Source organism: Actinophytocola sp., assembly GCF_036402745.1.
GTDB lineage: Bacteria > Actinomycetota > Actinomycetes > Mycobacteriales > Pseudonocardiaceae > Actinophytocola.
On sequence record NZ_DASWSJ010000415.1, the window covers coordinates 1 to 11,766 of the forward strand.

The window sequence follows — 11,766 nt, forward strand, 5'->3', positions numbered from 1 at the left end:
GCCGGCCACGACATCAACTACGCCTCCCTCGCCGGCGCGCTGCACCCGATCGGCCCCGCGGACGCGCCGCCCGCGCCGCCGCTCAACCTGGTCGGCGACTTCGGCGGCGGCGGGATGCTGCTCGCGCTCGGCTGTCTCGCCGCGCTGCTGGAACGCGCGCACTCCGGTGCCGGACAGGTCGTCGACGCGGCCATGGTCGACGGGGCCGGACTGCTCACCACCCACCTGCACATGCTGCTGGCACAGGGCAGGTGGCCGGGGGAGCGCGGCAACAACCTCCTCGACGGCGGGGCGCCGTTCTACCGCGCGTACGGCACCGCCGACGGCGAGTACGTGAGCGTCGGTGCGATCGAGCCGCAGTTCTACGCGGCACTGCTCGACGGACTCGGGCTGGCGGGCGCCGACCTGCCGGCGCAGCTGGACCGGGCGCACTGGCCGGACCTGCACGCCGTGTTCGCGGCGCGGTTCGCCGAGCACCCGAGGGACCACTGGGAGCGGGTCTTCGCCGGCACCGACGCGTGCGTGACCCCGGTGCTGACGCCAGCGGAGGCGACCGTCCACCCGCACCAGGCCCACCGCGGCGGCTTCACGACCGTCGCGGGCATCCCGGCGCCGGCACCCGCCCCGCGGTTCGGCCGCACCGCACCGGCGCCGCCCCGCCCGGTGGCCGCGGCCACCCCCGCCACCCTCGAAGGCTGGGGACTGTCCACAGCGGACATCGAGCACTTCGTTACCGGGAACGGAGGCACCTGATGGGTGCACGCACGCAGATCAGTCTCGGCGAGTCGATCACGATGACGGCGCGGCGCATGCCGGACGCACCGAGCTTCCTGTTCCCGGACGGGACGTCGCACACCTTCGCGCAGACCAACGCGCGGGTGAACCGGCTGGTGTCGGCGCTGCGCGCGCACGGGGTCGGGCGCGGCGACCGGCTCGCCGTGTTCTCGTTGGACTCCCACCGGTACGTGGAGATCGTGCTCGCCGCGCTGAAGCTCGGCGCGGTGTACGTGCCGCTCAACTACCGGCTGCGCCGCGGCGAGGTGGACACGCTCGTCGGCCGCGCGGCCCCGGTCGCGTTCTTCTACGACGTCCGGTATGCCGACCTGCTCCGCGACCTGCCCGCCGCACACAAGAGCATCCGCCTGTTCCTCACCATGAACGGCAGCATTGACGGCGGAGACCCGGAGTTCGAGGCGTTGCTGGCCACCGGGTCCGAGGCGGAGCCGCCGGTCGTGGCCGGCGACGACGACGTCATCGGGCTCGCGTTCACCTCCGGCACGACCGGGCTGCCCAAGGCGGTGCTGCAGTCGCAGCGGATGATGAAGGCGATCGTCACCGAGCAGGTGATCGAGTACCGGATGCGGCCGGACGACGTCCGCTACGCGGCCGCGCCGACCTTCCACATCACCGGGATCTGCCAGCTGCTCATGTGCGTCGCGTACGGCACGCCGTCGCTTATCCTGCCGCAGTTCGACCCGAGGGTGACGCTGGACTTCCTCGCCGCGGACCGGCTCACCGCGGTCTTCCTCGTGCCGACGATGATCAGCACCATCCTGTCGCTGCCGGACGTCGGCGACCACGACTACGAGCGGCTGCGGCTCATCTACTACGGTGCGGCCGCGATGTCGCCCACCCTGCTGCGCCGCGCGATGGACACGTTCCGCTGCGACTTCCTCAACGCGTTCGGCGCCGGCACCGAGGCGGGGCTGCAGGCAGTGCTCACCCCGGAGGACCACCACGCCGCACTCGACGGCAGACCGGAACTGCTCGGCTCCATCGGCAAACCGGCGTACGGGGTCGCGCTACGCGTCGTGGACGACGAGCTGAACGAGGTACCGGTGGGCGAAGTCGGGGAGATCGCCACCCGCAGCGACATGGTGATGGACGGCTACCTCGGGATGCCGGAGGAGACCGACCGGGCGCTGCGCGGCGGGTGGTTCCGGGCCGGCGACCTCGGCTACCTGGACAAGAACGGCTACCTCTACCTCGCGGGGCGCAAGAAGGACATGATCGTGCGCGGCGGGGAGAACATCTACCCCGTCGAGATCGAGTCGGTGCTCGCGGAGCACCCCGCGGTCGCGCAGGCCGCGGTCGTCGGTGTCGCCCACGAGCACTGGAGCGAGATCGTGCGCGCGTGGGTGACGCTGCGGCCGGGGGCGACGGCCACGGCCGACGAGCTGGCGGCGCACTGCGCGACGCGGCTCGCGAAGTTCAAGGTGCCAGCGGAGTTCCGGCTCGTCGACGCGCTGCCGACCAACGCGAGCGGCAAGATCCTCAAGCGGGAACTTCGCACATGGGACTGATCGAACTCGCCAGTGCGCAGGCCGGATGGGTGACAACGGTGTGTGACATCATCGTCAGAACGGCCGGAGCTGACCGTTCCGGCAAACGGAGGATCGGCACATGAGTCCACGTGGGGGCAGCCCGAAGGGGCGGGCCGTCATCAGTGCGTCCGCGTCGCAGAAGGAGCGGCGCGGCGTCGGCCCGATGACCCCGAAGGGCCGGGAGCGGCGCACCGAGATCCTGCGTGCGGCGCGGAAGGTGTTCGAGGAGCACGGGTTCCTGGACACCAGGGTGGCTGACATCGTCGCGGCCGCCGACGTCGCGCAGGGCACGTTCTACACCTACTTCGACTCGAAGGAAGCGGTGTTCGCGGAGGTCGCCAGGCAGGTCATCGAGCGGATGATGGACGAGCTGCACACCGAGTACGTGCCGGACATGGAGCCGGTCGAACGCATCCGGCGCGCCATGGTGCGGTTCATCGACGCGTTCCGGCCCAACGCGGTGATGATCGGGCTCATCGAGCAGGTCGGGACGTTCACCCCGGAGATGCGCAGGCTCCGCCTCCAGCTCCGGGAGTCCTTTGTGGACCGGACGGCGCGCGGTATCCGCCGCCAGCAGGAGGAGGGCGTCGCCGACCCGGACGTGGATGCGGTGATGCTCGCGGAGATCCTCGGCGCGATGGTGGACCAGACCTGCTACATCTGGTTCTTCCTCGGCAAGAAGTTCGACACCGCGCTGGTCGTCGAGTCGCTCACCACCGTGTGGGCGCGCGGGATCGGCATCAAAGGCGCCTGACCAGGCCGGAGTTCCACTGCGGGACCTGGGGTTTGCGTGTGCCCGCGACTCGCTGGTCGGACCGTAGTTTTGATATTGACATCGGTGTCGAAAAAAGGTTGAGTTCGAAGAGTGACGAACGAACCCGGCAGCGCTGTCGACCCTGCCGCCGAGCCCGTGCTCCTCGACCGGTGCGACGGCGTTCTGACCGTCACGCTCAACCGCCCCCGGGTGAAGAACGCGATGACCTGGACGGGTTGGTCCCGACTGCGGGACGCGGTCCGCGCGGTCGACCAGCTGACCGACCGGGTGGTCGTCGTGACCGGCGCGGGCGGCGACTTCTGTGCGGGGGCCGACCTCGGTGGCCCGCCGACCGGCGGCCACCAGGTCGACGACATGCGCATCGTCAGCGACACCTGCCTTGCGCTGCACCGGCTTCCGGTGCCGACGATCGCCATGGTCGACGGCGTCGCGGTCGGTGCCGGCATGAACCTCGCACTCGTCTGCGACTTCGTCATCGCGTCGAGCCGGGCCCGGTTCGCCGAGATCTTCGTCAAACGCGCGATGTCCGTCGACTTCGGCGGCTCCTGGCTGCTGCCACGGCTGATCGGCCTGCGCCGCGCGAAGGAACTGGTGCTCCTCGGCGACATCATCGACGCCGCGCAGGCCGCCGAGTACGGGTTGCTGCACCAGGTCGTCGACGCCGACGCACTGGCCAAGGCCGTCGCCGACCTCGCCACCCGGCTCGCGGACGGCCCACGTCTCGCGATGGCGGGCTCCAAGGCCCTCCTCAACGACGCCTTCGACACCACCCTCGAACGCGCGCTCGACGAGGAGGCGCGCGCGCAGGCGGTCAGCGTGTCCTCGCCGGACGCGGAAGAGGCGATCGACGCGTTCCTGCAGAAGCGGCCGGCGAACTTCCGGCGCACCACCACCCGGGAGGACCGATGAACATCGAGGGCACCGACGACACCGTCGCACTGGTGACCGGGGGTGCGTCCGGTCTCGGTCTCGCGACCGTGCGACGGCTGGTGAAGTCGGGCGCCACAGTGGTCGTCCTCGACCTCCCCGCGTCCGCCGGCGCCGAGGTCGCGGCAGAGCTTGGCGAGGCGGCCCGGTTCGTGCCCGGCGACGTGACGTCCGAGGCGGACGTGACGCGGGCCGTCGACGCCGCCACGGAGCTTGGCCAGCTGCGGATCACGGTCAACTGCGCGGGCATGGGGATCCCCGCGCGGACCGTCGGCAGGAACGGGCCCGCCGCGATGGACGGGTTCGTCCGCACCGTCACCGTGAACCTGTTCGGCACGTTCAACGTCATCCGGCTCGCCGCGGCGGCGATGGCGAAAACCGAGCCGGTCGACGGTGAGCGCGGCGTCGTCGTGAACACCGCGTCGGTGGCGGCGTTCGACGGGCAGATCGGACAGGCCGCCTACTCCGCGTCGAAGGGCGGGATCGTCGGCATGACGCTCCCCGTCGCCCGCGACCTCGCCTCCTCGTTCATCCGGGTCGTCACGATCGCGCCGGGCATCTTCGAGACGCCGCTGCTCGGCACGCTGTCCGAGGAGATCAGGGACTCGCTCGGCAAGCAGGTACCGCACCCCAGCAGGCTGGGCCAGCCCGCCGAGTACGCCGCGCTGGTCGCCCACATCGTCGAGAACCCGATGCTCAACGGCGAGACAATCCGACTCGACGGAGCGATCCGCATGGCGCCCCGGTGAGGAGGCCGCCATGTCCGAGCCGTTCCACTGGACGCAGGAGCACGAGGAGTTCCGCGGTGTACTGCGGAAGCTGACCGGCTCGCGGGCCGCGCTCGCCGACGCGCCCGGCCCGAGGGCCGGCGGCGAGCGCGAACGTGAGCTGTGGCTTGTGTGGGCCGCGGAGCTGGGCCTGCCAGGGCTCGTCGTGCCGGAGGAACACGGTGGCGCGGGCTTCACGCGGCTGGAGGTCGCCATCGCCGCGGAGGAGCTGGGCCGCGCCGTACTGGGCGGCCCGCTGTTCGCGTCGGCCGTGCTCGCCACCGAGGCCCTCCTCGCCGCCGGCCCGGACGCCGAGGTTCTTCCGGCGCTGGCGGCTGGCACGTCGGTCGCCGCGCTCGCCGTCGCCGAGACCCCTGGCGACTGGCACACCGTCCACACGGCCGTCGCGCCGGGCGACCGGCTCACCGGTGTGAAGGAGGCCGTGCTCGGCGCGGCCGACGCGGACGTGTTCGTGGTGGTCGCCGCCGAGGACGCCACCGAGGACGGTGAGACGGACGGTGGGACGTCGGTGTTCCTCGTCGAGGCGGGTGCCGGTGTCGAGGTCGAACCGCTGCGGGTGCTCGACCCGACCCGGCCGATGGCACGGGTCCGCCTCACCGACGCGCCGGCCCGCCGGATCGGTCCACCGGGTGCCGGCCGGGCGGCCGTCGAGCGGGCACTCGAGGCGGGGGCGGTGTTCCTCGCGGCGGAACAGGTCGGCGGCAGCAGGGCGTTACTAGCCGCCGCGGTCGAGCACGCCACCACCCGCGTCCAGTTCGGCAGGCCCATCGGCGCCTTCCAGGCCGTCAAGCACACGCTCGCCGACATGGCCGTGCGCACCGAGCTGGGCGCGGCCGCCGCGAGCTGGGCGGCCTGGCAGGAACCGGGCACCGAGGCGGCGCGGCTCGGCGCTGCCGTCGCGCGGGCCCACTGTTCGGACGCCTACCTGACGACCGCGCTCGACGCCATCCAGGTCCACGGCGGGATGGCGATCACCTGGGAGCACCACGCGCACCGCTACCTGCGTCGGGCCAGGGCCGACCGCGCCGTGCTCCCCGGGCCGGCCGAGCAGCGCCGGCTCCTCGAGACGATGATCGGGACGGGGGTCTGACATGACGGTCGACGTCACCGGTCTCGGGTTGGACGCGCTTGCCGCACACGTGCGCGCGTGGCTCGAAGCCCACCTGCCCGCCAACTGGCGCGACGCCGCACTGGCCGGCGACCGGCACGCGCTCGCCGCGATCACCGCGGACCTGTCGACCACCACCGCCTGGTACGCCGAGCTCGGCCGGTCCGGGCTCGCCACCCCGGCCTGGCCGGTCGAGCACGGTGGCCTCGGCCTCGCGGCCGACGGCGCCGCCGTCGTGAACGACGAGCTGGCCCGCCTGCACGCGGGCCGGCCGGCAGCCGACTTCGTCGGCGTCGCGCTCGCCGGGCCGACGATCGTCGAGTGGGGCACCGAGCAGCAGAAGGAGCGCTACCTGCGCCCGCTCGCGCTCGGCGAGGAGCGCTGGTGCCAGCTGTTCAGCGAGCCGGGCGCCGGGTCGGACCTCGCATCGCTCACCACCCGCGCGGTGCGCCGCGACAGTGATAACGACGGTGGCAGCTGGGTGGTCGACGGACAGAAGGTGTGGAGCTCCTTCTCCGACACCGCGCGCTTCGGGCTGCTCATGGCACGGACCGACCCCGGTGTGCCCAAACATCGCGGCATCACCTACTTCCTGCTCGACCTGCGCAGTCCGGGCGTCGAGGTCCGGCCGCTGCGGCAGCTCAACGGCCACAGCGAGTTCGGCGAGGTGTTCCTCTCCGACGTGGTCGTGCCCGACACCGACCGCCTCGGACCGGAGAACAACGGCTGGTCCGTCGCGATGACCACGCTCATGCAGGAACGCAGCGGCCTGTCCGGCCGCCCAGGGGTCGGGCCGGGGCGTGCCGACACCCTCGCCGTACGTGCGCGGGCGACCGGCGCGTGGGCCGACCCGGTGCTGCGCGACCGGTTGCTGACCGCGTTCGTCGCCGAGCGGGTGCTGCAGATGGCCACCGTCCGCGCGTTCGCCGACCTCGGCACCCGCGAACCCGGTGCGGAGGGCTCCATCCGCAAGCTGGCCCACGGGCAGCTCGACACGACGCTCGGCCTGCTCGCCACCGAGGTCGAGCCGGGCGGCGCCACCGCCATCGACGAGTCCGATGTGGACGGTGCAGCGGCGGTCGACGCGTTCCTCTCCGGCAAGATCCTCAGCATCGCGGGCGGCACCACGGAGATCCAGCGGAACATCATCGGCGAGCGGGTGCTCGGCCTGCCCCGCGACCGCGACCCGTACGCGGACCTCCCGTTCAGCGAGCGGCCCCATGGCTGAGCTGCCGAGCACCGAGTGCGTGCGGGTGCGGACCGTCGCACCCGGTGTGGTCGAGGTCGAGCTGAACCGGCCACACCGGCTCAACGCGATGACCGCCGAGCTCGTCGACGACCTGCACGCGCTGTGGGCGGCGCTGGCCGCCTGCCCCGAGATCCGGGTCGTCCTGCTCACCGGCGCCGGCCGCGGGTTCTGCGCCGGGCTCGACCTGCACGACTACGGCGCGGCCGGGCCGGCGGAGACTCCGCAGGCCCGGTTCGCCCTCCAGGAACGCATCGCGGGCCTCATCACCGGGATGCGCGACCTGCCGCAGGTCGTCGTCGCCGTCGTGCACGGCCCGGCCGCGGGCGGCGGGCTCGCCCTCGCGCTCGGCGCCGACCTCCGCGTCGCGGGACCGGACGCGCGGTTCGCGGTGTCGTTCGTGCGCATCGGGCTGTCCGGGGCGGACATCGGCGTGAGCTGGCTACTGCCGAGGCTCGTCGGTGCGTCCGCCGCGTTCGAGCTGCTGCTCACCGGCCGGGTCGTCGACGCGACCGAGGCCGTCCGGCTCGGGCTGGTGGGCTCGATGGCCGACGACCCGCACGCCGCCGCGCGGTCGCTCGCCGACGAGGTCGTCGCGAACAGCCCGATGGGCGTGCGGATGACCAAACAGGTGATGTGGAGCCAACTCGAGGTCGGCAGCCTGCGGGCCGGGCTGGACCTGGAGAACCGCACCCAGATCATGACGAGCTTCACCCGCGACCACGTCGAGGCCGTCGACGCGTTCACCCAGCGCCGCCCGCCCCGGTTCGAGGACCGCTGACCCGGAGCCGATACAGGAGGTACCGATGACCGATCCCGCGCGCCTCGTCGAGGAGACCGCCCGGCGGCTGGTCGCCGAGCACCCGCCCGCCACCACACCGCCAGCGGCGTTCCTCGGCGCACGGTTCGACGCCGGCCTCGCCTGGGTGCACTTCCCACCCGGCCTCGGCGGGCTCGGCGTCGCCGCCGGGCTGCAGGGCGTCGCCGACGCGGTCGTCGCCGCGGCCGGCGGGCCGGATCCGTTCGACCTCAACCCGATGGGTTACGGCATGGCGGCGCCGACCCTGCTCGCACACGGCAGCGCCGCGCTGCACGAGCGGCTGCTGCGCCCGCTGTACACGTGCGAGGAGATCTGGTGCCAGCTGTTCAGCGAACCAGGCGCCGGGTCCGATCTCGCCGGGCTCGCGACCCGAGCGGTGCGCACGGCAGACGGCTGGCTGGCCACCGGGCAGAAGGTGTGGACCAGCAAGGCACATGAGGCGCGCTGGGCGCTGCTGCTCGCCCGCACCGATCCGGACGTGCCGAAGCACAAGGGACTGACCTACTTCGTGCTCGACATGCACGACCCCGGCGTCGAGGTCCGCCCGCTGCGCCAGCTCACCGGCGACGCCGAGTTCAACGAGGTGTGGCTGCGCGACGCCGGCCTCGACGACGCGTGGCGCCTCGGCGAGGTCGGCGCGGGCTGGCGGGTCGCCATGACCACGCTGATGAACGAGCGCAACGCGATCGGCGGCGGCTCCATCGTGCGTGGCACCGGCTCGATCGGCGACGCGCTCGCGTTGTGGCGCGACCAGCCGGAGCCGCGCGACCCGGTGCTGCGCGACCGGCTCGTGTCGTTGTTCGCGCGTGCGGACGCACTCCGGCTCACCGGTGTCCGGCACGCCGCCGGGCGAGGTGACGCCCCGGCCGGTCCGCTCGGTTCGCTCGGCAAGCTCGTCGGCGCCGAGCTCAACCAGGCGGTGTACGAGTTCTGTGTGGACACTCTCGGCATGGCCGGCACCCGCCACCCCGGTTACGACATCGATCCAGGCGCCGACCCGGCAGCGCGCGAGTCGCTCACGTGGAAGCTGCTCCGCAGCCGTGCCAACACGATCGAGGGCGGCACGGCCGAGGTGCTGCGCGGGGTCCTCGCCGAGCGGGTGCTCGGCCTGCCCGGCGACCTCCGCGCGGACAAGGACCGGCCATGGCGGGAGGTGCCCCGTGGCTGAGCCGACCGGCCGCCGCGTGCTCGCCACCGGCCGCGGCATCGGCGCCGGGATCGTCACGCACCTCGCCGACCAGCGGATCACGATCGACGGAGGGACGTTCCGATGACCGAGTTCGTGCCCACGCCAGAGGTGGCCGACCTGCGGGCGGCCGTCCGGGACCACTGTGGCCGGACGTGGGACGAGCAGGCCGTCCGCGCGGTGAGCGAGGAAGGCAAGCCGGCGCAGGAGGCGTGGCGCGAGCTGGGTACCCAGCTCGGCGTCCTCGGCCTCACGGTGCCGGAGCGGTGGGGTGGCGGGGGAGCGGGCGTGGTCGAGGCCGCGGTTGTCGCCGAGGAACTGGGTGCCGCCCTGGCTCCGGTTCCGTACCTGTCCGCCGCCTTCGCCGCCAGGCTGCTGACCGACTCCGGCGACGAGGCCGCGTGCGCGGACCTGTTGCCCGCACTCTGTGCCGGTGAGCGGACCTACGCCGTGGTCACCACCCCGGTGTCGGTCACCAAGGACGGTTCCGCGTGGCGCCTCACCGGGACCGCGGCGCAGGTCGTCGACGGTCCAGGTGCGACGGACCTGCTGGTGGTCGCGGACGGCGCCTTGTTCCATGTGGACACCGCGACGGACGGCGGCACACTGGACCCCGTGCCGACACTCGACCTCACCCGCCGGCAGGCGGACGTCCGGTTCGACGGCGCCCCGGCCCGCCGCGTCGGTGCCGGGGTCGACCTCGCCGCCGCGACCGAGGTGGTGGTCACCCTCCTGGCCGCCGAACTGGTCGGGGTTGCCCGCACCATGCTCGACGTCGCCGTGTCCTACGCCAAGGAGCGGCTCCAGTTCGGCAGGCCCGTCGGGTCGTTCCAGGCGGTCAAGCAACGCTGCGCGGACCTGCTCGTCGAGGTCGAGCTGGCCAGGTCGGTCGCGGAGCACGCGGCGTGGACGCACGATCACGGCGGGGACGACCCGGCGCTGGCCACGAGCCTCGCCCAGGTCGTCGCGACCGACGCCGCCCGCGCGGTCACCGGCGGCGCGATCCAGGTGCTCGGCGGGGTCGGGTTCACCTGGGAGCATCGGGCCCACCTGTACTACAAGCGGGCAGTCGCCGCCGCCGCACTGTGGGGCGGCCGCGACCATCGCGACCGGCTCGCCCTGCTCGCGGTCGACCAGAACGAGAGGAACCGCCATGTCCGATGAGGTCACCGTCTCCGAGCCAGGGGACGGCACGCTGGTCGTGACGATCGACCGGCCGAAGGCACGCAACGCCGTCAACGAGGCGGTCGCCGTGGCCATTGCCGCCGCCATGGACCGCCTCGACGCCGACGACGCGCTGACCGCCGGTGTCATCACCGGCGCGGGTGGCACGTTCTGCGCCGGCATGGACCTGAAGGCGTTCGTCCGCGGCGAGGTGCCGGTCGTGCCCGGCCGCGGTTTCGCCGGCATCGTCGAGCGGTCCGCCCGCAAGCCCGTGATCGCCGCCGTCGAGGGCTACGCGCTGGCTGGCGGGTTCGAGATCGTGCTCGCGTGCGACCTCGTCGTCGCCGCGCGCGGCGCCACCTTCGGCCTGCCCGAGGTAACCAGGGGACTGGTGGCGGCCGGTGGCGGACTGCTCCGCCTGCCCCGCCGCGTGCCCTACCACGTCGCGATGGAGCTGTGCCTGCTCGGCAGCCACGTGCCAGCGCAACGCATGCACGAGCTGGGGCTGGTCAACCGGCTCGTCGACGACGGCGGCGCGCTGGCGGCCGCGCTCGCGCTGGCCGGTGAGATCGCCGCGAACGGCCCGCTCGCCGTCGCTGCCACGAAACAGATCGTCGTCGAGAGCGCGGACTGGTCCGCCGACGAGGCGTTCGCGCGGCAGGCCGTGCTCGCGGGACCGGTGTCCGCGTCCGCAGACGCCCGTGAGGGCGCGGTCGCCTTCGCCGAGAAGCGCGCTCCCGTGTGGACCGGACAATGACAATGACAATGAGCGACGAGCCGGTTCTCGTCACCGTCGAGGACGGCGTCGCGACCGTCACGCTCAACCGGCCGAAGGCACGCAACGCCATCAGTACGGCCCTGCTGACCGGACTCGGCGTCGCGATGTCCACTCTGGACGCTGACGACGCGGTGCACGCGGTCGTGCTCACCGGAGCCGACCCGGCGTTCTGCGCCGGGCTCGACCTCGCGGAGCTGGGCTCGGCGAATTCGGGGCTGTACAACGCGATCACCGACGGCGCCGACACGCACACCCCGTGGCCGCCGATCAGCAAGCCGGTCATCGCCGCGGTCAACGGGCCCGCGGTCACCGGCGGGCTGGAGCTGGTGCTCAACTGCGACATCGTGCTGTGCTCGGAGCGCGCGGTGTTCGCCGACACGCACGCCAGGGTCGGCGTCATGCCGGGCTGGGGCCTGTCCGTGCTGCTGCCGCTCGCCGTCGGCCGCTCCCTGGCCAGGCAGATGAGCCTCACCGGCGACTTCGTCACGGCGGAGCGCGCGTGTGCGGCCGGCCTGGCGAGCGAGGTCGTGCCGCACGACGAGCTGCTGGCGAGGGCACGCGCGGTGGCCGGCGCGATCGCGGGCAACGACCGCCGTGCCGTGCGGGCGTTGCTGGCCTCCTACCGGCGGGTGGAGGCGGAGTTCGTCGGC

The 11,766-nt window shown here is 72.9% G+C and carries 12 protein-coding genes; all 12 read left to right on the top strand.

What is annotated here, in order from left to right; all coding sequences use genetic code 11:
* The coding region (locus tag VGD70_RS36235) for a CoA transferase (protein WP_331089582.1) at window positions 1-753 on the top strand (753 nt) is incomplete at its 5' end.
* A complete protein-coding gene (locus tag VGD70_RS36240; protein ID WP_331089584.1) occupies window positions 753-2,303 on the top strand; it encodes a class I adenylate-forming enzyme family protein in 1,551 nt (516 codons plus the stop codon). The genes VGD70_RS36235 and VGD70_RS36240, both read left to right, overlap by 1 nt.
* Window positions 2,304-2,403: 100 nt before the next feature.
* Window positions 2,404-3,078 carry a TetR/AcrR family transcriptional regulator gene (locus tag VGD70_RS36245; RefSeq protein ID WP_331089586.1) on the top strand — a complete coding sequence of 225 codons (675 nt, stop codon included), beginning with the start codon at window positions 2,404-2,406 and terminating at the stop codon, window positions 3,076-3,078.
* 111 nt (window positions 3,079-3,189) lie between these two features.
* Window positions 3,190-4,008 carry an enoyl-CoA hydratase/isomerase family protein gene (locus tag VGD70_RS36250; RefSeq protein WP_331089588.1) on the top strand — a complete coding sequence of 273 codons (819 nt, stop codon included), beginning with the start codon at window positions 3,190-3,192 and terminating at the stop codon, window positions 4,006-4,008.
* Window positions 4,005-4,775, top strand: coding sequence for a 3-hydroxyacyl-CoA dehydrogenase (locus tag VGD70_RS36255; RefSeq protein WP_331089590.1), 771 nt, complete (start codon window positions 4,005-4,007; stop codon window positions 4,773-4,775). Before VGD70_RS36250 ends, VGD70_RS36255 begins: the two co-directional genes overlap by 4 nt.
* A 10-nt stretch (window positions 4,776-4,785) precedes the next feature.
* Window positions 4,786-5,904, top strand: a complete 1,119-nt coding sequence (locus VGD70_RS36260; protein WP_331089591.1) for an acyl-CoA dehydrogenase family protein — start codon at window positions 4,786-4,788, stop codon at window positions 5,902-5,904.
* 1 nt (window position 5,905) lies between these two features.
* Entirely contained in the window at window positions 5,906-7,150 is a 1,245-nt protein-coding gene (locus VGD70_RS36265) for an acyl-CoA dehydrogenase family protein (RefSeq protein ID WP_331089593.1), read from the top strand.
* Entirely contained in the window at window positions 7,143-7,949 is an 807-nt protein-coding gene (locus VGD70_RS36270; RefSeq protein WP_331089595.1) for an enoyl-CoA hydratase/isomerase family protein, read from the top strand. Before VGD70_RS36265 ends, VGD70_RS36270 begins: the two co-directional genes overlap by 8 nt.
* A gap of 25 nt (window positions 7,950-7,974) precedes the next feature.
* Window positions 7,975-9,156, top strand: a complete 1,182-nt coding sequence (locus tag VGD70_RS36275) for an acyl-CoA dehydrogenase family protein (protein ID WP_331089597.1) — start codon at window positions 7,975-7,977, stop codon at window positions 9,154-9,156.
* Window positions 9,157-9,258: 102 nt separating this feature from the next.
* Window positions 9,259-10,338 carry an acyl-CoA dehydrogenase family protein gene (locus VGD70_RS36280; RefSeq protein ID WP_331089598.1) on the top strand — a complete coding sequence of 360 codons (1,080 nt, stop codon included), beginning with the start codon at window positions 9,259-9,261 and terminating at the stop codon, window positions 10,336-10,338.
* Window positions 10,328-11,095, top strand: a complete 768-nt coding sequence (locus VGD70_RS36285) for a crotonase/enoyl-CoA hydratase family protein (protein ID WP_331089600.1) — start codon at window positions 10,328-10,330, stop codon at window positions 11,093-11,095. The genes VGD70_RS36280 and VGD70_RS36285 overlap by 11 nt, the downstream gene beginning before the upstream one ends.
* Window positions 11,096-11,103: 8 nt before the next feature.
* On the top strand, window positions 11,104-11,766 hold a 663-nt coding region (locus VGD70_RS36290), incomplete at its 3' end, for an enoyl-CoA hydratase (protein WP_331089601.1).